The following is a 22,816-nucleotide window of genomic DNA, read 5'->3' as shown; positions in this document are numbered from 1 at the left end:
CTCGGNATCGAGGCCGCCCGCGAGNCGNTCATCAACGAGACGNNCNACACCCTCGAGGAGCAGGGGCTCGACAACGTGAACGTCCGCCACCTGATGCTCGTCGCGGACATCATGACAAACCGCGGCGAGATCGAGTCGATCGGCCGCCACGGCATCTCCGGCAACAAGGAGTCCGTGCTCGCGCGCGCCGCCTTCGAGGTGACGGTGAANCACCTGCTNNNNGCNGCNATCCACGGCGAGNNCGACGANCTCAACGGCATCATCGAGAACGTCATCGCCGGCAAACCGGTCTCGATCGGGACCGGCGACGTGAAGCTCCGGATGGGTTCGATGGACGTCGCCGACGACTGACGATGCGGGTCACCCTTTCGGCAGACGCCAAGCGGTTCATGCGGCTGTTCGCCGAGGAGACTGACATCAACCCACGGGACTGCCTCGTCGAAAGCGACCGTGTCGTCTTCGTGATCCCGCCCGACGAGATGGCCGACGCGATCGGCCCTGACGGCCACACCGTCGAACAGGTCGAAGCGAAACTCGGCCGGGAGATCGAGTTGATCGCCAACGCCGACACGCCGGAGGCGTTCGTCGAGAGCACGCTCGCCCCCGCCGCGGTGCGCGGGGTGACGATCTCCGAGCAGGGCGACCGCGTCGCCTACGTCGAAGTCGTCGCCGACGACCGCGGGATCGCCATCGGCAGCGACGGCAGCCGGATCGAAACCGCACGCCGGCTGGCCGAACGGCATTTCGACATCGACGACATCCAGCTGACCTGACCGGGGTCAGTTGCCCGCGGCGATCGTACTCGGGCTGACTCGTTGTAAGCGGTGCTTACGGACTCCGCGTTTCTCTCCTCTTGTCAGCCGCAGTCTCGAAGGCAATCGAAACGGCCGCAGATCCGATTAGCGACCCCTGTGAAGCGATCTCAGCGTGTTTCGATCGCTCGAAAGAGGGATGCTTAAGTAGCTGAGTCCGGAAGACCGGGTACATGGCAAACGGCAAATACGCCGCCCGCAAACTCAAGAAGGACCGGCAGCAGCGACGCTGGTCCGACTCCGAGTACGCTCGACGCGAGCGCGGGCTCAAAAAGAAGTCCGACCCCCTTGAGGGCGCGCCGCAGGGCCGCGGCATCGTCCTCGAAAAGGTCGGCATCGAGGCAAAGCAGCCGAACTCCGCGATCCGCAAGTGTGTNCGGGTNCANCTNATCAAGAACGGNAANCAGGTGACTGCGTTCTGTCCCGGCGACGGCGCCATCTCCTTCATCGACGAGCACGACGAGGTCACGATCGCGGGCATCGGCGGCGCGAAGGGTCGCGCCATGGGTGACCTNTCNGNNGTCAACTACAANGTNGAGAAGGTNAACGGCGTCTCGATGATCGAACTCGTTCGCGGCAACGCCGAGAAACCGGTGCGATAATGTCCGAGAGCGAAGCTACTCCCGAGGACAGCGAGGCCGAGACCGAGGAAGCCGTCGAGGGCGCGAAACTCTTCGGCGTCTGGTCGGTCGCTGAGATCGAGTACAACGATCCCAGCACGAAGCGGTACATCANNGTCACGCCNATCGCNCACACGCNGGGNCGCCACGCCGGCAAACAGTTCAAGAAGTCCGAGCTCTCCATCGTCGAGCGGCTCATCAACCGGCTGATGCAGACGGAGGAGAACACCGGGAAGAAACAGCAGGCGACCCGCATCGTGCGCGACGCCTTCGAGATCGTCCACGAGCGCACCGAGGAGAACCCGGTNCAGNTNCTCGTNNNNGCGGTCGANAACGCCGNCCCGCGAGAGGAGACCGTCCGCCTCAAATACGGCGGGATCTCCGTCCCGAAAGCCGTCGACGTGGCCCCGCAGCGACGGGTCGACGAGGCTCTGAAATTCATCGCACAGGGCACCCACAATGGCAGCTACAAATCGCCGACCGACGCTTCTGAGGCACTGGCTCACCAGCTCATCGGTGCGGCCGACTACGACATGGAGAGCTACGCGATCACGCAGAAAGAAGAGCGCGAACGCGTCGCCGCCGCGGCACGCTAAGCGGGATTCTATTTCTGTTTTCTTCAGCCGGTGAGCGACGGCTGTTGTCGTGATTTTCGGCCCCCTATCGTCGTCTTCGGTCTTGTGATCATCCCACACATGTATACCAAGAGCTATGTAGCTACAGTCCAAATCGTTAGTACTACTGCGCCCAGCCGGTGGGGTGACGCGTTTCGGGCCGCGTCCCGCTGGGCCGAGCCACGCTATGAAACGACGCACGTTCATCCTCGGCGGGGGGACGCTCATCACCTTGAGCCTCGGCGCGACCGCGACGAACGCGTCGTTGCAGGATACCGTTGCGGCGGCCGGTGACTTTCGAATCCTGAGTGATCCCGAACCGCCGACGCTTGCGACCGATCCGAGTACCGAGGGTGCGGAATCGATTCACACGTGGGACGTCGATTTCACGAACAACGATGAGGATGTCACGTCGATCACCGCGGACTACGATTTTGGAACTGAGACCGCCAGTTTCGATGAGCTTTCCAGCGACGATGTGACGGTCGAGTTTCGACAGAACGGGAGCCTTACCACGATTGATCTCAAGACCCGTGACTACAGCGGCGCGACAGCGACCTTTGAGATCGCCGATAATACCGATACGACCGCCGCACGCCGAGCGAAAGCCACGATCGGCACGCCGGAAAACGGGTTGGAAAACCCCGGTGACGGCACGTATACCCCGACGCTTACGTTCAATACTGCGAGCGGCCAAACGGAAACCTACGAAGCTGATTTCACGGCGCGTGTCAACAACGCCGGCGCGATCAACGTTGCGAAGCCGACACAGGACAAGGACTTCACTGCTGTTCCCGATGGCAACGGCAATCAGTTCGAGATCGATGCTGTCGATGTCCGCGATGATGACGGCGACGACGACCTCACCGGAGTCAACTACGAAGTGCGGGAAGGCGATACCAACGGGACGATCGTAGCACAAAAATCGGTCAATTTCACCGCACAGGCAACCTACAGCCCCAACTCCGAAACGATTCAGCCCGAAGACGGCTACAACGTCAAGACCGATCAGCTATACACGCTGACGACGCTCGGCGAGGACGCCGACGGCAACTACGACAGCGCGACCGTCCAAGACACCAGCGGGAACCAAGCGTCGGCGATCAGGATTCAGGACCCGTCGAGCAATTCGGATTTCACTGCCGATATTTCCGCCGACGAGTTCGTTGTTGAAAACGTTGACGTGCGTGACGACGACGGCGACGACGACCTCGTCGAGGTCTACTACGAGGTCCATGAGGGCGATGTTGACGGTGCCATCGTCGGCACGAAGACCGTCACGTTCAGTGCGACGAGTCGTTACCGGAACAACCAAAATCCCGAAGTTATCCAATCTGACAGCGACTACACGCTGGAGAACGATCAGCTGTATACGGTTGTTGTTCAAGGGCGGGACATCGACGACAACACCGCGAGCGTGTCCGTCCAAGACACGACGCCGACCAGCAACGATCCGTCGGCGATCAACATCAAGTTCCCGAGCAAGAACTCGGCCTTCTCCGCGAATCTCGCCGACAACCGGTTCGAAATTGATAAAGTCACTATCGAAGACGACGACAACGACAGTGACCTCGACGAGGTCGAATACGAAGTCTACGAAGGAGGCACCTCCGGCACAGTCGTTGCCACGAAAACGATCACCCTCGGTGGAACAGCAAGTTACGATCCATCTGGCCAGGGTAATTCGCCGGACGAAACCATCGATCCCGGCTCCTATACCATCCAGAGTGGGCAATCATACACTCTGGTCCTCACGGCACGCGATCTTGACAGTAACTTCGCTACCTTCGAAGCAAGCACCACTCCATGACGTAGTGATTCTCGGCGTTTCTTATTCAGCCGCTGCGTACGCTCGCATCACGTTGACATACGACCACTATGGACACCTACGCAGAGTACTATTCCTTGATCGCTCGGCTCACGCCGTCCTTTCATATGAAGAATTATACGTGTCGCTCGTGAGCAACGGTTAACAACCGGTTCGTCTCGATCCTGACACGAGCGGCGGACACGGCCGTACAGTCACACAATGAAACGACGGACGCTTCTGCTCGGCAGCGGGGCACTCCTGACAGCGAGCCTTGGGACGACCGCGACACATGCGACGATTCAGGAGGCCGTTTCTATCCCCGATAATGCTAATTTATTTGATCCGATTAGCCCATCGACGCTCATCGCTGATCCGAGTACAGAACTGGCGGAGTCGGTCCATACATGGGATATCAACTTTGCGAACAGCGACGGCGAGGTTACGTCGATCACGGCTGACTACGGGTTCGGCGACGCGGCCGGCCGTTTCGACGAGCTCTCCAGCGATGACGTGACCGTCGAGCTTCGACAGGACGGAGAGCTCACGCCGGTCACTATCGCCGCCGACTCCTACAGCGGGGCGACGGCGACGTTCGACATCACCGATACCGAGGCAACGGCTGACCGTCGGGCGAGAGTCACGATCGGCACGCCGGAACACGGGCTGGAAAACCCCCCTGCCGGCACCTACCGGCCAACGCTCACCGTTGAAAACGCGAATGGAACAACCGATTCCTATCGAGCCGAGTACACAGCGCGTGCTAACGACGCTGGTAGCATCACCGTTGCGGAGCCGGCACAGGATCATGTATTCACTGCCGTTCCGGATGGCAGCGGCAACCATTTTGAAATTGATGCTGTCGAGATCCGCGGCGATACCGGCAACGACCTCACGGAAATCAACTACGAGGTGCGGGAAGGCGACACCAACGGGGCGATCGTTGCGCAAAAAACAGCCCGTTTCAGTCCACAGGCCAGCTACGACCCAGCCGGGACGCCGGCTGAAACCATCCACCCCGACAACGGATACAGCGTCACGACTGATCAGGTGTACACCCTGACGACGGTCGGCGAGGACGCCGACGGCAACTACGCCAGCGTGACCGTCCAAGATACCAGCGGGAACCAGCCGTCGGCGATCAGAATTCAAGAGCCATCGGACGGTTCGCATTTCACTGCCGATACTATCGACGACGAGTTCGTGATTGCGCCGGTTACTGTGCGTGACGACGACGGCGACGACGACCTCACCGAGGTCGAATACACTGTCTACGAGGGTGATGCCAACGGGACCGTTATTGGGACAGAAACCGTCACGTTCCGTCAGGTTGGCTGGTACACGAACGATACCGTCAGCGTCACGCCAGACGACTCCAGCTACACCGTCCAGAGCGACCAGCAGTACACCCTGGTCTTCACGGCGCGGGACGTTGACGAGAACTTCGACACGTCGGAAGTCACAGACACGGCCTAACTGGCTCGACTCTCCCTGTGACTCCGCTATCTCGTTTTTCCATCCTCGTCAGAAAATACTGAGTGCTATTCAGCCGTCGCGTAGGCCCGCGTCATCTCCACTAACGATTTGCGGTACTCGCTTTCGCTCGGATCGTCGCCGAGCGATTTGAACCGCTCTTTGAACGCCGCGAGGTCGACCGCAGGCGCGGCGTCGGCGGCGGTCTCGGCCAACTCATAGAGGCGGTGCTCGGCGTCGACGAGGCCGTGGCGTTCGACCAACGCCAGCGCGAAGGCGGCGTTGACGACGGTCATCTCCGGGTCGGCCGCGCCGGTTTCGAGCCGCGAGTCCGGGTGTTCATCGCGGCGGTCGTCGCCGGGGTGGTCGGCGATAGCAGCCGCGAGTTCGCCGGCGAAGAAATCCAGCAGTTTGGTCGCCGGCGCGAGCGCGAGGGTGATGTCGTCNGCGTAGATGTCCTTCATGTGGTTNGCGATCTGNTAGCAGTGNGCGAGNTTCCGGCGNTCGACCGANNNGCCGGCGAGCGCGAGAAACAGGGCTTCGTCAGTCGACTGGGTGTGAGAAGCGTGCGCCTGTTCGTACCGCGCCATGTGGGCGAACTCGTGTAAGGCGAGTTCCCGTGCGAGAACGCTGGTGGCGGCCTGTCGGGAGATGTTGAGGATGTGGCGGTCGTCGTAGTGGGCCGCCCACGTGCGCTCGTCGGGGTCCTCCCGGAGGTGGACCTCGACGGGTCGTGAGAGGCTGTATTCGGTTTCGAGGAGGTCCGCCGCGCTCAGAAACGGATCGGGGGCGACAGTGCCCTGCACTCGGACATCCATGTGTGAGTGTACCAAGGAGAGGCAGCTATATGGGTGTTTCGCGGCTCATACCGTGTCATGGTTGTTGGTAACGAGTCATGATGAAAGCCCTCGACGCTCTCAACTCCCGGGCCTCGCTGCGCGCCTCGTCGTTGGCGTTGCTCACTCCTGCGGTGCTTGCGTCGTCACCAGAAATCTCCGATTTCTGGTTGGCTCACGAGAGCTCCGCTCTCGTGAACGTCCGGGTTCGTCGAGCGGGCGGCCGGCGTTGTCGGCCGCCACGCGCGTCTCGCCCTTTCAGTCTGCCAGAAGCTCCGCTTCTGGCCGCCCGAAAATCTTCGATTTTCGCAGGCCACCAGGAAAGTGGTTGACCGGTCGGCAGACTCACATCCTTGGCTGCTCGCGTCTGAACATCACCAGTACCATCTGCATCGAAATTGGCAGTCAGGCGTTAGGATCCGCAAACCCGTCATCAAATTTGTCGTTGGCTGGCGATGGCTCCAATTTTTCGTCCGTCACGCGTTCTACTTAGCTTTCGCCACCGTCAGCAACCGGCTTTCGGCGATAGTCTTCGGGGTCGCCACCGAGATCTTGGGCGAGATCCTCGCGGAGCTGTTCGGCTTGTTCATCCATCGCGTCCTCGAACTCAGCGATCTCCTCGTCGGTCATCGGTGTTTGATCTCGTGCCATGTTTCGAACCTGTTGATGTAACGTTCGGCGTGCTGATTCAAGTGTTCTTCGGCAAATGTGAGTGCCTCACTCGCCGCCATCGGTGGGAAGACCTCTTCTGATCGGAGTTTCTTACCATCACGATACACGTCCATGTGGACACCGTCTTCGGTCACATCGTGGGCGTGATCGCTCTTCGGATCGTGGTCGAACCGAACCACCTCCAGCCACCCGCCGTCGACGTGATACTCCAACTGGACGACAAAACGAGTCACCGTCCCTCGGTTGTGGGTGTAACCGATGCGTCGCCGGGCGCGATGTTTCAATGGGGTGGTGTACTCCCGGTCATACTCACGCGGTTCTTTCTCGCCCATTGTCACTTTCACTGACCGCCGGGGATGTAATTTGATCGATCGGTTCGCGCTCCGTCATCGGTCGTCGTCGCTACCGGCTGTCAAATTGTTTCGACCTATGACAACACTACACACACGAAGTCGTCGGTTTTCGGCCTGTGACCGTCGTATGCGGGCGAATCGCGCGGGCGGAAACACTATCCTTTTCACCCTCCTGCCGATACGNGNCTGNATAATGGGCCGACGNAAGAAGATCGTNNANGANTGTGAGNNGCTGATGGACAAACCGGAGAACATCCGGAACATCGCCATCGCGGCTCACGTCGACCACGGGAAGACGACNCTGACTGACAACCTNCTCGCNGGCGCNGGCATGATCTCNNANGANACCGCCGGNCAGCAGCTNGCGATGGACACNGAGGAGGACGAACAGGAACGCGGNATCACCATCGACGCNGCNAACGTNTCGATGACNCACGAGTACGANGANANNAACCACCTCATCAACCTCATCGACACGCCGGGCCACGTCGACTTCGGCGGCGACGTGACCCGCGCGATGCGTGCCGTCGACGGCGCGCTGGTGGTCGTCGACGCCGTCGAGGGCGCGATGCCGCAGACGGAGACCGTCCTCCGGCAGGCGCTGCGCGAGGGCGTCAANCCCGCNCTNTTCATCAACAAGGTNGACCGNCTCATCNNCGAGCTNCAGGANGGNCCCNANGAGATGCANNAGCGNCTNNNGNNNGTCATCCAGGACGTCAACGAGCTCATCCGCGGGATGACCGACGAGATNGACGANGNNNACGACTGGACNGTCTCCNTCNANGNCGGCACCGTCGGNATNGGCTCCGCGCTGTACAAGTGGGGCNTCTCNNTNCCGTCGATGCAGCGCACCGGNATNGACTTCGGCGANATCATNGAACTGGANCGNAGCGGCGACGANGNNCGCNAGGANCTNCANGAGCGNACNCCGCTGTCNNACGTNGTNCTCGACATGGTCGCCGAGCACTTCCCGAACCCGGTCGACGCCCAGCCCCGTCGTATCCCGACGGTCTGGCGCGGCGACGCCGACTCCGATCTCGCTGACAGCATGCGAATGGTCAACGAAGACGGCGAGGTCGTCTTCATGTCGACCGACATCTCGATGGACCCTCACGCCGGCGAAATCGCCACCGGGCGACTGTTCTCCGGAACCATTGAAAAGGGCCAGAACCTCTATGTCTCCGGGACAGCCGGCACCAACCGCGTTCAGTCGGTTGGGATCTTCATGGGTGGCGAACGCGAGGAAGTCGACTCCGTTCCCGCGGGTAACATCGCCGCCGTCACCGGCCTCAAAGACGCGATTGCAGGNTCNACNGTCTCCNNCGTNGAGATGACNCCGTTCGAGTCCATCGAGCACATCTCCGAGCCGGTCATCACGAAGAGCGTCGAGGCGAAGAACATGGACGACCTCCCGAAGCTCATCGAGACGCTCCGGCAGGTGNCCAANGAGGACCCNACNATCCNNNTCGAGATCAACGAGGACACCGGNGAACACCTNATCNNCGGGCAGGGCGAACTCCACCTCGAAGTCATCACCCACCGCATCCGCGACAATCAGGGAATCGATGTCCACACCGGTGAACCGATCGTCGTCTTCCGTGAGCAACCACAGGAAGAATCCCGCGAAGTCGAGGGTGTCTCGCCGAACAACCACAACAAGTTCTACATCACTGCCGAGCCGATGGATCAGGACATCGTCGACGCGATCCACCTCGGGAAGGCCTCGATGGATATGCCGGAGCTCGAACGCCGAGAGGCCCTGNNGGANGCCGGCATGGANAAGGANACNNCNCAGAACGTCGAACACATCTACGGNTCCAACATCCTCATCGACGACACGAAGGGGATCCAGCACCTCAACGAGACGATGGAACTCGTCATCGAGGGGCTCGAGGAGNCNCTCGANGACGGNCCNCTGGCCGCCGAGCCNGTCNAGGGCGCGCTGCTNCGCCTTCACGACGCCAAACTCCACGAGGACACCATCCACCGCGGTCCGGCACAGGTCATCCCGGCGACCCGCGATGCGGTCCACCGCTCGCTGATCGACGCGNAGATCNNNNTNCTCGANCCGATNCAGNACGTNCGNATCGACGTGCCGAACCAGCACATGGGCGCCGCCTCCGGCGAGATTCAGGGCCGCCGTGGCCGCGTCGACGACATGTACCAGGAGGGTGACCTCATGGTCGTTGAGGGGATCGCGCCCGTCGACGAGATGATCGGCTTCTCCTCCGACATCCGGTCGGCGACGGAGGGCCGCGCCTCGTGGAACACNGAGAACGCCGGCTTCCGCGTGCTNGNNGACANCCTCCAGCCNGANANNATCANNGAGATNCGAGAGCGGAAGGGAATGAAGCAGGAACTCCCGCCGAGCATCGACTACATCTAACGTCGGCCGTCGCTGCCGATCTCTTGTTGCTGTTTTTGGTACCGAGCTTCCACTGCACCCGTTTCGCTGTCGGTCGTTTTGCCGCCATCAGTACTTCTGTTGGTGAATATGTTCGGCCCGTTTCTAAAAAGTGGGAACGCGATTCGGGACTTATGTACGGATCGTCTCTATCACTAACTGTACCTATGAGTTCCAATATTGGCGCACCCGGAACGGAGATCACTCGACGCGAGCTCCTCGCGGCGACCGGCAGCGTTGGCGCGTACTCACTAGCTGGCTGTAGCGCGCCGGAAAGCCGGACCCCGGGGCCGGAAGACGGCGTCGCCCAAGCCGGCTCCTCGTTGCCGACGACGAGCCCGCCGGAAGTCGTCGACCTCGACGAGCAGGGCGGCAGCGTCACGCTCTCGACGGTTCCATCGCGGCATCCGGTTCACCCGCTGGACTCGATGGGCGGCCCCATCGAGTTCCCGCGGGTCTGGGCGTGGCAGGCTGACGACGGCCAGCCGAGCGTTCCCGGGCCGATTCTGCGGGCGACTGAGGGCCAAGACCTGAAGATCACCCTCGACAACAGCGGCGCGAACCAGCCGCATACGGCGCACTTCCACGGCGTCCAGAAGGCGTGGGGCGAGGACGGCGTGCCGACGACGACCGGGATCCAGGTGAACCCCGGCGAGCAACACACCTACACGATTCCGACGAACGTTCCGGGCACCCACATCTACCACTGTCACTACCANACNCNNCGNCACATCGANATGGGGATGTACGGCANNCTNCGNNTCGANCCCGAGGNNTACGAGCCNGCCGACAANGAGTACTTCATGACGCTGAAGGAGTGGGACTCCCGGCTGCCGGAGATGATGAACGGCGGCGACGCTGACTACAGCCCGCGGAACCGGACGCCCGACGTGTTCACGATCAACGGCAAGAGCCTCCCGCGGACGATACACCCCGAAGAGGGATCGCCGATCATCGTCGATCAGGGTGATACCGTCCGGCTCCACCTCGTCAACGCCGGCTACCACGCCCACCCGTTCCACCTGCACAACCACCGGTATCAGATCGTCGCCAAGGACGGCGGTCAGATCCCCGAAGCCGCCCGCCACGAGCAGGACATCACGAACGTCCCGCCGGCCGGCCGCCACACCCTCGAATTCGAGGCCAACGCCGATCCGGGGATCTACCTGATGCACTGCCACAAGGTCAACCACGCGATGAACGGCGAATCCTACCCCGGCGGCATGGTCAACGCCATCGTCTACCGGGACGCGATGGATACCGACATCTTCAGCCAGCTCATGGACTACGCGGGCTACGAGGGCTGAAACGGCTACTGACGGTTCGTTTTCTTCTGCGATTCTGTTCTTGGACGAACGAGCGCGAACGTGCTCACTGTGACCCACGAGTCTACCGACCGCGGTGCCGCGCTCGTCGGTGAAAACAGCCGCCGACTAGCAACGCCAGAGACCTTGGTCAATCAGGTCGTTTAAATATATCTCTCGGGATCAGTCGTCGCTCAGTACTCCTTCGGTAACCGCTATGTCGTCGACACTGAAGTCGGCTCCCGCCAGTCGGCAGAGGGATACCTACACACGAATTTCCGGTCGACAGCGTCGGTTTCGATAAAAATTGGGTCCGAGGTCTACGGATCGTCGGTGAAGATTTCGGGGTTCTCCGCGCCGCCGACGTTGACTGTCGCCAGACAGCCCTTCCGGGCGACCCGCGTCAGCGCGTGATCGACCAGTTTGATCGTTTCGGGCACCGGGAACTCCATCATTGCGGCGGTCGTCGTCCCCGGCGCGACCGGTGTCGTCTCGATGTCCGTCTGTGGCTCGGTGCTGAACGAGCCCTTCGGGTAGAGTTTCGACCAGACGTTGCCGATGGCGTGGAAGCTGCTGGTGAGGTTCGGCCCGCCGTTGACGAAGTACACGCGGGCGGTTTCGCCCGTCTCGGCTTCCAGCGCGTGGCCGTGGTTGTCGGCCGTCATCGCGTACTTCTCGCCGTTCATCAGCACGTACGTCGGGTTCTCCTTCATCATCGAGTCGATGTCGATGGCGTGGTGACCCTCCTCGCCGGTATCGCCCTTGGTGTAGACGTCGTGTTGGCCGAGGTAGATCTCATGGTCGACCTCGGGTAGGCCGTCTTTGGGCTCGACGAGGATCGAGCCGAACATGCCCGCGCTGATGTGGACGTCCATGTTCGGGACGGCGCAGTGGTAGATGTACGCGCCGGGGTAGGTCGCCGTGAACCGCATTTCGGCTGTTTCGCCGGGTGCGGTCGTCGTCGCTTCCGCGCCGCCGCCGGGGCCGTAGACCGCGTGGTAGTCGACGTTGTGCGGCAACGCGTTGCCGTCGGGGTTCTCGAAGGTCAGGTTCACCGTGTCGCCCTGTCGGACTCGGATCATCGGACCGGGTACCTGCCCGCCGTAGGTCATGTAGTCGAAGGTGACGCCGGGTTCGATCTCGGCGGTCACCTCCTCGACAGTGAGTGTAATGTCGTGTTCGCGCGGCTCCGAGCGGTCGATCGGCTCGGGGATGTCGGTCGGCTCGGCGGCGACGCGGTCGGTATCGACTTCCTTTGCTTCGGGTAGCCCTTCGTCAGTCGTTTGTGCGGTGTCGGCTGCGGTCTCGCCGTCGGTCGGTGCCGACGCGCCCATGCACCCTGCGGTCAGGAGCGCGCCGCCAACGCCTGCGGCTTTCAGGACTGTTCGCCGGTTCGTGTGTGGGTGGTGTCTCATGGGCGGGTCCCTCTATCAGGACAATCGGGTGGCAGCCATGTATAGTAGAAACACGGCTCTCAGCGGGTGGGAACTACTTCGAACATGTTCGGGCGGTTGGTACTTGTTCCCATACGATGGTTCTGCTTCGACCGCTGGCGAGCCCCATGATCGGTCGCTCGGTTCACATATCGAAACCCCTTTATTTGTTTTAGCCGAGCCTAAAACATGTACCAGCGGCGACTCCCGCTCGTGTCTTTTCGCCGTTACAGTGCCATTTCTCCGCGTCACCGCGCTTCTATCCGTCTCCGCGAGGCGGTTGTGGCTGTTTCCGATGCCGCTTTCGACGCCTACCGTCGCACCGAACCGGAGGGAGCAGCGAGTGAGTAATCCGGAGTCTGCGGTCGGTTCGCAGTCGTCAGCGGGATCGACACAGCTCCGATCACGGGTCGGCTGGCTGGTCGACCCGAAACTGCTGGCGGTCATCGCTGGCAGCCTCGCAGTCACCGTCGTCGCTGGCCTGATTCAGGTCAGCTTCGGTACATACTCGATGACGGTCGCTCAAGCGTGGGGGGCTGTGTTCAATCCGAACGTCATTTTCAATCCACAGGCGTGGAATGCCTTCCTCCTCGGCGGTGAACTCCCCGAATTGAGCGAACAAAGCCTCATCGTCTGGAACATCCGTCTGCCGCGGGTGTTCGTCGCCGTGATCGTCGGATTGAACCTCTCGATTTCGGGTGCGATCTTTCAGGCGGTCACCCGCAACGAACTCGCCAGCCCGTTCATTCTCGGCGTCTCCTCCGGCGCGGGGTTGGCGATTCTGCTGACGCTCGTCGTCTTCGGGAGTCTCACGGCGTTCCTTCCGTTGATCGCCTCGGCCGGCGGCGCGCTCGCCTTTCTGATCGTGTATGCTATCGCATGGAAGAACGGCACCTCGCCGGTGCGGCTGGTGCTGGCTGGCGTCATCGTCGGCACGGTTTTCGGCAGCCTCCAGACCGCGCTGTTCTTCTTCGCCGACAACATCGGCGTCGTCCAGTCGGCGGTCTCCTGGACGACCGGCTCGCTGACCGGCACCGACTGGGAGCAGGTCCGGCTCGTGCTCCCGTGGACGATCCCCGTCGTCCTGTTCGGACTCGCGGGTGCCCGGCAGTGTAACGTCTTGCTGTTGGGCGAGGAGACCGCGAAATCGCTGGGGATGTCCGTCGAGCGAATGCGCTTCGGTCTCTCGGGAATCGCCGTGTTAGCGGCNGCNGNNAGCNTCGCNGTNGCNGGCATCGTCGGCTTCGTCGGGCTNATCGTTCCGCACATGGTNCGGACGNTCGTCGGCAGCGACNACAANCNGCTGCTCGTCGGCTGTNNGTTCGNCGGCCCCGCGCTGATGGTCGCCGCCGACGTGGGCGCGCGGCTCGCGCTCTCACCGACGCAGATCCCGGTCGGCATCGTCACCGGACTCATCGGCGGGCCGTACTTCCTCCTGCTGATGCAGCGACAACAGGCTCTGGGTGAGATCTGATGTTTGAGATGATTGCCTCGATCACGCGTGGCACGTACCGCTCCGAGGACGACGGCGACGACACTGACGACGAGACTGCGGCCGACGATGCTCCGGGCCCGGCTGACGGCTCGTCGGCGACGCTCACCGGCGATGACCTCGTGCTCGGCTATCCCGACGCCGACCAGCCCGTGATCGACGGCGAGACGATCACCGCCGCGCAGGGCGAAGTCACCGCCCTCGTCGGCCCCAACGGCTCGGGGAAGAGTACGTTGCTGAAGGGGCTGGCCGACCAGCTCACGCCCGATGCCGGGTCGGTCCTGATCGACGGGGAGGATATTCACACGCTCGATACCAAGGCACTCGCCCGAAAGCTCGGCTTGCTCTCCCAGGAGAGTACCTCCCCCGACAGCATCACCGTCGAGGAGTTGGTGTATCACGGTCGCTACCCCTACCGTGGGTTTTTCGAGCACGTCACTGAGGCAGACGAGTGTGCGGTCGACAACGCTATCGACCTCGCTGGCTGTGACCACCTGCGTGATCGGGCGGTCGGCAGCCTCAGCGGCGGTCAAAAACAGCTAGCGTGGATTGCGATGGTGCTGGCACAGGACACCGACGTGCTGCTGCTCGATGAGCCGACGACGTTCCTCGATTTACACCACCAGTTGGAAGTCATGGATATCATCGAGACGCTCCGCGACGAACGCGATATCACGGTCGTCGTCGTGCTCCACGATATCGAGCAGGCAGCGCGCCACGCTGACACCGTCGTCGCGCTGCGGGATGGTGAAGTCAAAGCCTGCGGCCCACCCGAGGAAGTCGTTACCGAGGAGTTGTTGGTGGACGTGTTCGGGATCGACGCCGAGGTCGACAGCACCGACCGCGGGCCGCGGGTGACGCCGCTGGCAGCCCGCCACGACGATCCCTCGATATAGCTTCGCTGCCTGAACCGGGCCCACCGTAGCCTCGTATGAAAACGCCTATATATTTTTAGGTAAGCCTAAAAACAATGCCACACGGCGGAAGCGATTCGACACTGACGCGTAGAGAAGTGGTCACATACGGCGGCACGATCGCTGGGGCTGGGCTGCTGGCCGGCTGCAGCGGAAGCGGGACCAACAACGCCGGCGACGATGCCAGCGGCGACGGTGAGTCGTACTCGGTTTCCATCTCGCCGATGGGCGAGGTGAGCTTCGACTCGCCGCCGGAGACCGTCTTCACGCGGCTGACCCATCACGCTGATATGGCGTTCGCGCTCGGCCACGGGGACTCGCTCACCGCGATGCACGCGCCGGACTACTACGACGGCCTCTGGAACCAGTACGTCGAGCGGCTCCCCGGCGTCGAACTCGACTGGACCGGACTGTACTCCTCGTGGAAGCCGAGCAAGGAGAAGCTCTACGCACTCGACAGCGACGTGCATCTGGCCGACCCGGCTTGGATTGGGGTGCAGGACGCCTGGGATCGTGATGATCTCGACGAAGTCGCTGACAGTATCTCGCCGTGGTTCGGCAACTCCCTGAGCGACACCCACCAGGAGCCACAGGTCGACTGGGTCGACGAGTACGAATACTACGGCCTCTGGGAGCAGTTCGGGATCGTCGCCGAGCTGTTCCAAGAACAGGAGCGATACGAGGCCTTGGCAGCGATCCACGACGAGGTGATAGCGACGATCGAGGCGGACCTCCCCGCAGAATCCGAGCGACCGACCGCGGTGATGATTGCCGCAGCCGACATCGACGAGATCTACACCTACCTTGTTGACGAGCCGGGGTTCCTCAACGCACACGTGCGGCCCTTCGGGCCCCGAGATGCCTACGAGGGCACCGTCGAAAACAACACGGTCATCGACTTCGAGACGCTGCTCGAAGCGGACCCCGATGTCATCCTCCATCTCGGCGGGATGGAGCCCAGTACCGATATCGCGGCCCGTCGTGAGGCCTTCCGCGACGATCCCGTCGCTTCGGAGGTCGCCGCAGTCCAGAACGACCGCGTCTACGCACAGGGAGCCCGGTATCAGGGACCGATCCTCAATCTCTTCCAGCTGGAGATGACCGCCAAACAGCTGTACCCCGATATCTTCGGCGAGTGGCCGAGCTACGAGGAAGGGCCGTATCCGGAGATTCCCGACGAGGAGCAGCTATTCGACCGCCAGCGCGTCGCCGACATCATCAACGGCGACCTGTAGCTCTCAGCGACGCAACGCACCAATCACGACACACTTAGCGTTTGAACCCCTGTCCTCAACTATGTCCGATGACGCTGACGAGAAAACGACTGTCCGCACCGGCCGCAACTTCGAACAGACATACCGACTGGCCGCCGAGGAAGCCGGCGAGTTCCTGATCGCCGTCGGCGAACAGCTCCGCGATAGCGACGAGATCACCCTCACCGACGAGGAGTGGGAACTCCCCTTCGCCTTCGGCGACCCCGTGAACGTCGAGATCGATTTCGACGGAATGGACGATCCGGAGCTCGAACTCGAAGTCGAGATCCCCGGCCAGCCCGACGACACTGCCCCGCAGGTCGAGTAGGGATCAAAAACGCGACTGATTACTCCCAGCGAAACCCGGTCGGCTCGCTCGGCGGATCGAGCGGGCTCGCTGGCAACGTTTCGCCGGGCTCGGGATCGTTGTACGCCCCCGGCGCGACATCGTTTGGATTCTCAGGATAGAATAGCGACGCCAACGCCTGAATCTGGCCGCGGCCGACGCTGAGTTCGAACTGACCGCCGCCATAACAGCGAATCCCTTGCTCGCCGCAGTACGCCAGCGTCTCTAACACCGACTGGAGGCTGCCGAACCGCGAGGGTTTGATGTTCAGCCACGAGGGCTCCCACGGCAGGGTCTTCACGTCGGCGAGACTCTCGATCGGCTCGTCCCACGAGACGCGGTTCCGCACGTGGTCGGCCTCGAACAGGGGCCGTGTTTCTTCAGTAAGGGCTGGATCCTCGATGATCGAGTTGGGGAAGGCGTTCAAGATTCGCTCGTAGAGCGCGCGGTCGGCCGGGACATCGACATCGGTACCCTCGTAGTGGCCTTTGAGATCGAGTACGCGGATCCCACGGGTCTCCCCGAGCGTCTTGATCAGACGCTCGCCCCATCCGGGCGTCGGATCGAGTTTGAACTCGATGTCCGGCACGCGCCGTCTGAGCGCGTCCAGCCGGTCGGTTGTCGGCGGATCGCCGAGCCGCGTGCTGGCGACGAACCGCACCGGCTCATACGTGTGGCCGACCAGCGAGGCGAAGTCGGTGTCGGCGACGCGTAATCCGAGGTCGAGGGCAGCCGCCTCCAAGCCCCACTGTCGGTAGTTCCGCGAGACGGGTCGCTCCGGTGGCGTCGGGAACAACGAGGCCTCCTCGACGGTCGCCGAGAACTCGGCGAAGGTGTACTCGCCGGTAAGGTCGGGCAGCCCCTCGGCGGCCAGTTCGTCGTGGGCCGCAGCCTCGTACGTTACGTCCTCGCCGCGGCCGGTTTCGCCGTCGCCCGAGAGGACGAACTCCGTCGTCACGCGGGTGAAGCCGCTGGATGTGTCGCGTTCGTGCCGCTCGGTCGTCACTGTCTCGACGGGAACCGGCAACGCCGCGAGTTGATCGGCCTGCATACCCTCTCTGGGACCGCCAGCAGCAAACGGTTTTGGGTCGCCATCGAGCAGCGGAACCGCCGACCGGCGTCAAAACGAGTGGCTATCGGAGCAGAGGAGGAAACTGGAGGGAGAGAGTAAGTGGAGGAGGAAGAAGTGAAGGGGGAAAGAAGGGTGGGGAGACAGGAATTACTCGCCCGTGCGCGCGGACACGCGCTGTTCGATGTACCGTGCTGCCCATCGGTCGCCGTGGGCTTTGATCCGGTTCAGTAGTCGGATCGGGAGGCTGGCAGGCGATTCCCGGGCGGTCTCTGTTCGTTGTCCGGCACTCACATCGTCGACCCGTCGTTTGTCAACGCTCATGGTAGCTACTACCACGGCAACTGTAATAAATATTAATGTGTTACGCTGCAACCGACGGCGGCCGACCGTTCGGTTTTGCGTGAGACGAAACAACTGTCATCAATATTAATCTCTCTTTGGCAAACGGGAAGACATTTATTACGGACGCTCCAATTCGGCAACTGTTACTAATGCCCGCCGCCTCCCTGTCCGAACGGCTCCAACGGACGGTCCTGGAGTACCAGTATCTCTTCGTCGCTCTCGCGCCCCTCCTGTTCGTGGCGGCGGTCCTGACGAGCGCGCCGCTGCCCGAAACCGCCGGTGACGGCTACTGGGTCGAGTTCTGGTGGTTGTTCCCCTTCTTCCTGTTGGGGGCGACCATCGTCAACACGGTCGGGATCAGCGGTTCGGCCATGTTCGTCCCGTATCTCATCTTCATCTTCCCGCTGTTGGCCTTCGAGTTAGAGCCCCAGACGATCGTCAAGATCGGGCTCATCAGCGAATCCTTCGGGCTGTCGAGTTCCTCGATCGCGTTCATCCAACACGGCCTCGTCGACCGCCGGCTCGCGGCGACGCTCGTCGGCGGCTCGATCCCCTTCGTTGTCGGCGGCGCGCTGCTGTCGTTCGTCATTCCCGAGCCGATCTTCCAGTCGCTGCTCGGCCTCGCGCTGCTTGCGTCGGCGATCCTCCTGTTCAAGGCCAATCTCGGCCACGAGGAACCCAGCAGCGACGATGCGGCAGCCAGTGGAAGCGAGGCCGTCGCCGACGCTGACGCGCCGGTCGGTACTGACGGCGGTCCAAAGCTCCCGGACGATCACGCGAAACCCGGACAGGGCGGCGTCGACGTCGACGGTGATGGCGTCGTCACCCGTGTCGACCGCAGCGGCGACGACTACCGCTACGACCGTGGCGGCTATCTCGAACGGTTCGGCAATTACAGCATCGGTGGCGTCTTTCAGGGCCTTGCTGGCTTCGGGATCGGTGAGTTGGGGATCATCTCGATGCTTCGCACCTCGGTCCCCGTCCGGGTCGCTATCGGGACGAACCACATCGTCGTCGCNNTGACGGCNNTNNTNGCNTCNCTCGTCCACGTCTTCGGTGGCGGGCTNGTCCCCGGCGGCCACNCNATCGACCTNGCGNCGACGCCGTGGAACATGGTCGTNTGNACGGTCCCGGCGACGGTTCTCGGCGGCCAGATCGCGCCCTTCGTCTCCTCTGCTCTCGATACCGAACTGCTCAAACGCGGCGTCGGCGCGCTGTTTGCGATTATTTCGGTCGCGCTGTTCGGGATGGCGAGCAGCGGGCTGCTCTGAGCCGGCAGCGACGGTCGCCGCTGGCGTTTCTGCTTACCGCTGTCCGGGTTTGATCGGCGCGCTCACGAGCCCGTCAGGAGCGGCCTCGCCAATGGGCGCGATCCGGAGTCGCCAACTGTCGGCGTCGGCGTCCCGTACCTCGACGGCCGCCGGCCGCCAGTCGGTTTCGCTTCCGTAGAGCGCGACGACGATCGGGAGCGTCGGGAGTTGCCCCTCGTGTGGCGAAAACGCGTACGCCGAGACATGGACCATGAGCGACCGGCTGCCGGTGCGGCGGTCCAACAGCCACGGTGACTGCCGGTAGGCGTCGATCACGCCCTGCGCTTGGAGCGCGTCGAAGACGCCATCGACACCGCTGTCGGTCGCTGCCGTGTCGTCGGCGACATCGCTGGTGGTCTCGCCGGCGACGCTGGTGTCGTCCAGCCGGTCGGCAGCTTCCGCCAGCAGTTCGGCCTGTTCGCCAACGGACAGCCGGGTGGCCAGCACCGTCGCCATGCTTTCGAGCAGCCGGAGACAGAGCTCGTTCGGCGAGGACTCGCTTTCGGCATGCTCGAAGTAGGCGTCCATAACGGCCGCTTCGATGTCGTCGTACTCGCCGGCCGCGAGCGTCTCGAAGACCGCAGCGGCGACGCGGTGACAGAACGTCACGAGGGCGCGCTGCTCGGCGGCCGGCGCGTCGCCCGCGGTATCGATGCTCAGCGAGTCCGGTGGGTCGGTTGTCTCGTGGGTCGCGTCCGCTGTGGCTTCGGTGTCCTGACAGACGACGATGTCGTAGTGGGGGAGTTGGGGATCGTATCGTCGGAGGGTCTGGCGGTACTGTGTCGTTGCGCGCGCGGCCTCGCGGGCGGTCGAGCGCGTGGGGAACCGGAGGCCGGCGGCGGGCACCGGCTGCTCGCCGTAGCGGCTGCAGACGAGGTAGAACTCGCCTGACTCGCGGGCGAGGGCGTCGATGTGGGCACGGATTTCACGGAGCATTGTTCCGATCATCGCACCTGTCGGCGGCTCTCGCGGCTGTTCGTGACTGCCATCTTGGTTTTTGGTCGGCCTAAAACGGTATAACTTCGTTGGTTCGCGCTGCCGTCCGCGACAGCCCGGGTGAGCGGCCGGTGTGGGGATTCTATATCGCGCTATGTGATTTATGGTCGGAACGCGCTGCTATCAATTACGAGGTCGAAACCAAACGCAAAAACGCCTGCAACAGTCGAAACGCGGCGTTAGAACGGAGCCTGCGGGCCTTCGTCGGTGTCTTCGCTGCTCTCGCCGGGGAAGGAAGGGCTCATGCCTTCGGTTTCGCCCATGTCGGGTTCCGCGCCCTGGCCGGTGTCGGCGTGGACCTCGTTGATCTCGGGGATCTCTTTGACCATGCGGCTCTTGATCGCTTGAATCGTCATCGGGGAGATGCCACAGCCGGANCAGGCNCCGCCGAGTTGGATGTGAACCTCGCCGGTCTCGGGATCGAGGTGCTGGATCGCGGCGTTGCCACCGTGCATCTGAATCTGTGGGAAGTTCCGCCGCAGGAAGTTCACCACGCGGTCTTGGAGTTCGCTCTCCTCGGAGTCGGACGATGCGGAGTCTGTGCTCATGGAATTTCTTTGATCAGCAACGGGCTTAGGCCTTTGGTTCCGCTCAGCGGGGTCAGACGCTGGATCCGCGGGTCGCTCGCGGTAGCTGGTGCGTCTCGTGGACTACTCGGTCATCTCGAAGAGCTGGGTGAGTTCGGTTTCGATCTCGTCGGTATAGCGGGCCAACGTTTCCTCGAAGGTCTCGCGGTCGACGCCGACGCCCGTCAGGCGGTCGTAGGGATCCTCGGGGAGTTCGATGCTGAATCCCTCGTCGGGATCGTACACCGGCTCGCTCTCGTTGAGCACCTGCTGGTCGATGCCGTGGATCAGCTTCGAGTCGTATGCGTCGTTCATCGTGTTGAACGCGTTCTTGTAGGCCCGCTGGAGCTGCGGAAAGTAGTGTTCGTACTTGTCTTCGAACTTCTCGGGATCGAATTCGACCATTGGCTGGTGGTTTGCGAGGAGGCCAAAAAACGGGGCGATTCCGGGTGATAAAGTATATAGTGCGATAAAAAATTCTATTTGTGGCGTCCGGGGGGTCCGAACTGGTTTTGTTCACCTGCTGTCGGTATTGCGACCCACCGACACCGGACGAACAGTGTGATGGCCTGCGTCCACATTGTAAGCAGAGCGATCACTACGGTCGTGATACCGGGTTACTTTTGATATGACAGAGTTTCGTATTTCGGCATGAACTCCGGTCGGATTCTGGTATGTATCCTCATCATCTGCAGTAGCCTCTTCGCAACTCCAGCGGCGGCTACCATCGATACCGAGCCAGATCAATCTCCGGTCGTTGAACAATCCACTTCGGAGACGGTCCCAATTACTCAGACACTCCAGAAGACCCCAGATACCCCGGGCTCGATAACGGTAACAACGACCGTCGAGACCACTCTCAAACTCACTCAGTTCAATTTGTATATTCCTCGTCCGAGCGAGGAGCTGTCCGTCACTGGATTCTCACGTGGGAGCACCGATGACGTTCAGGGATTCAAGAAATATGAGTGGGACGGGAATACCGACAGTCCTGCCGTTACGTACTCCGTAGAAGTCAATACGACAGGGGACAGGGGTGGATTTGAGACTGTTGATGCTGGCGACTGGGCTATCATTGCTGTTCCTGATATCCCCTATGCGTGGGAAGCATCCGAAGAAGTGCAAATTACTCGTCAGACAGAACTCGCTGGTTCGGGTGTAGTGAAGGTTGGATACGCGTATCTCGGCGAATACGAGGAACGAACGCATACGGCGCACGACCAACAGTTTCGGCTTATTACCCCGGAAGCTGCCACCCTTGCCGAACGACCTGAGGCGATTTTCGACAGTGTGTCGTATGCGTCCGACAAGCTCCGGGTTGGCGAGCGAGACGATGAAGTCGTCATGATCGCAGCTCCGTCCTCGGAGACTATTAGATGGAACGTTGGGGGAACCGCTCGGGATTCGGTGTTTTGGGCTGTTGATCGGGCAACCGTTAACACCACGAATAATATTTGGATCCATGAATACGTCCACACTCGGCAAGATTTCACTACCACAGACGATTTCGAGTGGTTCACAGAGGGTTCTGCGGAGTACTACGCTGCCCTGTTTACCTTACAACAAGAACAAATCGGATTCGATCAGTTTCGGCTCTATTTCAAAGTGCGAGAGGATCGCTACAGTGACGCCGTTTTGCGTGACACCAGCAGTGATAGTCTTGCTGCCTATTACAAAGGTGGCCTCGTAGCGGGCTATGTCGATCAGCAAATTCGCCTTGCTTCGAATGGGAGTGCATCACTCACCGCCTTGTTTGAACGACTAAATGCAGAGGAGGAAGAGGTATCAAACGAGGACTTCCTTCGCTACGTTGGCTTATTCAGCACTAGTGATATCGAATCGGATGTCCGTGCAGCCACGACCACACCAGCCTCACTCTCGATGTGGGATCGGGCGGAACACACAGCAGCATTCGGTGAGGAGCCACCCGAGATGGAGGGCTCAGTTGACACTGATTATCGACTGGACGACTTCCCTTCGGCAGACGATTCGGAATCTGACGCCCAAGAGAAGTTCGCCAAGTTCATCGCTTATGTCCTTGTGGGCGGTATCGGCTTGGCGATAATCGGTGTTCCTGTCGCCCTTGGAGTGTTTGTATACAGAAAGCTACAGTAGCTCACTTCGCGCTATCCTTGGAACTCTCACGGCTCCCTTGGGTTGCCACTCGAGCGGACTGAGGTCTCCTGCGGTCGATTTC

23 protein-coding genes (1 of these 23 cut by a window edge) are annotated in these 22,816 nt (G+C 61.7%); 14 read left to right on the top strand and 9 right to left on the bottom strand.

Annotated features, from left to right (window positions below; translation table 11 throughout):
• The 6 genes from rpoA2 to EGH24_RS09250 all read left to right on the top strand — a co-directional run.
• Positions 1-351, top strand: partial view of a DNA-directed RNA polymerase subunit A'' gene (gene rpoA2, locus EGH24_RS09275; RefSeq protein ID WP_142979864.1) — the final stretch only. The gene continues 852 nt to the left of window position 1, outside the view; only the last 351 of its 1,203 coding nucleotides appear in the window; the start codon falls outside the window, past its left edge; the stop codon is at positions 349-351.
• 2 nt (positions 352-353) lie between these two features.
• On the top strand, positions 354-773 hold the full coding sequence (locus EGH24_RS09270; RefSeq protein WP_142979863.1) for a NusA-like transcription termination signal-binding factor: 420 nt from the start codon (positions 354-356) through the stop codon (positions 771-773).
• Positions 774-985: 212 nt separating this feature from the next.
• A complete protein-coding gene (locus EGH24_RS09265; protein WP_142979862.1) occupies positions 986-1,414 on the top strand; it encodes a 30S ribosomal protein S12 in 429 nt (142 codons plus the stop codon).
• On the top strand, positions 1,414-2,028 hold the full coding sequence (locus EGH24_RS09260; protein WP_142979861.1) for a 30S ribosomal protein S7: 615 nt from the start codon (positions 1,414-1,416) through the stop codon (positions 2,026-2,028). The genes EGH24_RS09265 and EGH24_RS09260 overlap by 1 nt, the downstream gene beginning before the upstream one ends.
• A gap of 205 nt (positions 2,029-2,233) precedes the next feature.
• Positions 2,234-3,856, top strand: coding sequence for a hypothetical protein (locus tag EGH24_RS09255; RefSeq protein ID WP_142979860.1), 1,623 nt, complete (start codon positions 2,234-2,236; stop codon positions 3,854-3,856).
• A 219-nt stretch (positions 3,857-4,075) separates the two neighbouring features.
• Positions 4,076-5,329: a hypothetical protein gene (locus EGH24_RS09250; RefSeq protein ID WP_142979859.1), complete on the top strand. Its 1,254-nt coding sequence runs from the start codon at positions 4,076-4,078 to the stop codon at positions 5,327-5,329.
• A gap of 65 nt (positions 5,330-5,394) precedes the next feature.
• Here the strand turns inward: EGH24_RS09250 and EGH24_RS09245 are convergent, their stop codons facing one another.
• The 3 genes from EGH24_RS09245 to EGH24_RS09240 all read right to left on the bottom strand — a co-directional run bounded on the left by EGH24_RS09245 (position 5,395) and on the right by EGH24_RS09240 (position 7,166).
• Entirely contained in the window at positions 5,395-6,144 is a 750-nt protein-coding gene (locus EGH24_RS09245) for a DUF5781 family protein (RefSeq protein WP_142979858.1), read from the bottom strand.
• Positions 6,145-6,651: 507 nt separating this feature from the next.
• On the bottom strand, positions 6,652-6,792 hold the full coding sequence (locus EGH24_RS15360) for a hypothetical protein (RefSeq protein WP_185903289.1): 141 nt from the start codon (positions 6,790-6,792) through the stop codon (positions 6,652-6,654).
• On the bottom strand, positions 6,789-7,166 hold the full coding sequence (locus EGH24_RS09240; protein ID WP_142979857.1) for a DUF7718 family protein: 378 nt from the start codon (positions 7,164-7,166) through the stop codon (positions 6,789-6,791). Before EGH24_RS09240 ends, EGH24_RS15360 begins: the two co-directional genes overlap by 4 nt.
• A gap of 214 nt (positions 7,167-7,380) precedes the next feature.
• Between EGH24_RS09240 and EGH24_RS09235 the strand changes: the two genes are divergently transcribed.
• Both EGH24_RS09235 and EGH24_RS09230 read left to right on the top strand, forming a co-directional pair.
• Entirely contained in the window at positions 7,381-9,573 is a 2,193-nt protein-coding gene (locus EGH24_RS09235; protein ID WP_142979856.1) for an elongation factor EF-2, read from the top strand.
• Positions 9,574-9,758: 185 nt separating this feature from the next.
• Positions 9,759-10,898 (top strand): multicopper oxidase domain-containing protein, encoded by a 1,140-nt coding sequence (locus EGH24_RS09230; protein WP_142979855.1) that lies wholly within the window; start codon positions 9,759-9,761, stop codon positions 10,896-10,898.
• 317 nt (positions 10,899-11,215) lie between these two features.
• On the opposite strand, the gene nirK is transcribed toward EGH24_RS09230, so the two are convergent.
• Positions 11,216-12,310: a copper-containing nitrite reductase gene (nirK, locus tag EGH24_RS09225; protein ID WP_142979854.1), complete on the bottom strand. Its 1,095-nt coding sequence runs from the start codon at positions 12,308-12,310 to the stop codon at positions 11,216-11,218.
• 361 nt (positions 12,311-12,671) lie between these two features.
• Here nirK and EGH24_RS09220 point away from each other — a divergent pair, with 361 nt between their 5' ends.
• The 4 genes from EGH24_RS09220 (at position 12,672) to EGH24_RS09205 (ending at position 16,315) form a co-directional block, all read left to right on the top strand.
• Entirely contained in the window at positions 12,672-13,802 is a 1,131-nt protein-coding gene (locus tag EGH24_RS09220; protein WP_345775864.1) for a FecCD family ABC transporter permease, read from the top strand.
• Entirely contained in the window at positions 13,802-14,716 is a 915-nt protein-coding gene (locus tag EGH24_RS09215; protein ID WP_221886726.1) for an ABC transporter ATP-binding protein, read from the top strand. The genes EGH24_RS09220 and EGH24_RS09215 overlap by 1 nt, the downstream gene beginning before the upstream one ends.
• Positions 14,717-14,790: 74 nt before the next feature.
• On the top strand, positions 14,791-15,969 hold the full coding sequence (locus tag EGH24_RS09210; protein ID WP_142979852.1) for an ABC transporter substrate-binding protein: 1,179 nt from the start codon (positions 14,791-14,793) through the stop codon (positions 15,967-15,969).
• Between the two features lie 61 nt (positions 15,970-16,030).
• Positions 16,031-16,315, top strand: coding sequence for an amphi-Trp domain-containing protein (locus EGH24_RS09205; RefSeq protein WP_142979851.1), 285 nt, complete (start codon positions 16,031-16,033; stop codon positions 16,313-16,315).
• A gap of 19 nt (positions 16,316-16,334) precedes the next feature.
• Here EGH24_RS09205 and EGH24_RS09200 read toward each other — a convergent pair whose 3' ends face one another.
• The gene (locus tag EGH24_RS09200; RefSeq protein WP_142979850.1) at positions 16,335-17,384 is read right to left on the bottom strand and encodes a hypothetical protein; all 1,050 of its coding nucleotides are present in this window, start codon (positions 17,382-17,384) and stop codon (positions 16,335-16,337) included.
• Between the two features lie 168 nt (positions 17,385-17,552).
• A complete protein-coding gene (locus tag EGH24_RS15355; protein ID WP_185903288.1) occupies positions 17,553-17,726 on the bottom strand; it encodes a hypothetical protein in 174 nt (57 codons plus the stop codon).
• 170 nt (positions 17,727-17,896) lie between these two features.
• Here EGH24_RS15355 and EGH24_RS09195 point away from each other — a divergent pair, with 170 nt between their 5' ends.
• The gene (locus EGH24_RS09195) at positions 17,897-19,018 is read left to right on the top strand and encodes a sulfite exporter TauE/SafE family protein (RefSeq protein ID WP_142979849.1); all 1,122 of its coding nucleotides are present in this window, start codon (positions 17,897-17,899) and stop codon (positions 19,016-19,018) included.
• Between the two features lie 33 nt (positions 19,019-19,051).
• On the opposite strand, the gene EGH24_RS09190 is transcribed toward EGH24_RS09195, so the two are convergent.
• The 3 genes from EGH24_RS09190 to EGH24_RS09180 form a co-directional block, all read right to left on the bottom strand.
• Positions 19,052-19,993: a DUF7551 domain-containing protein gene (locus tag EGH24_RS09190; protein ID WP_246057939.1), complete on the bottom strand. Its 942-nt coding sequence runs from the start codon at positions 19,991-19,993 to the stop codon at positions 19,052-19,054.
• A gap of 239 nt (positions 19,994-20,232) precedes the next feature.
• A complete protein-coding gene (locus tag EGH24_RS09185) occupies positions 20,233-20,601 on the bottom strand; it encodes a NifU family protein (protein ID WP_142979847.1) in 369 nt (122 codons plus the stop codon).
• 102 nt (positions 20,602-20,703) lie between these two features.
• Positions 20,704-21,024: a DUF5783 family protein gene (locus tag EGH24_RS09180; protein WP_142979846.1), complete on the bottom strand. Its 321-nt coding sequence runs from the start codon at positions 21,022-21,024 to the stop codon at positions 20,704-20,706.
• 246 nt (positions 21,025-21,270) lie between these two features.
• Here EGH24_RS09180 and EGH24_RS09175 point away from each other — a divergent pair, with 246 nt between their 5' ends.
• Positions 21,271-22,734, top strand: coding sequence for a hypothetical protein (locus EGH24_RS09175; RefSeq protein ID WP_142979845.1), 1,464 nt, complete (start codon positions 21,271-21,273; stop codon positions 22,732-22,734).
• Positions 22,735-22,816 lie beyond the last annotated feature (82 nt).

Source organism: Halonotius terrestris (assembly GCF_006861665.1).
In the GTDB taxonomy this organism is placed as follows: Archaea; Halobacteriota; Halobacteria; order Halobacteriales; family Haloferacaceae; genus Halonotius; species Halonotius terrestris.
This window is presented reverse-complemented; position numbering and strand designations above follow the sequence as displayed.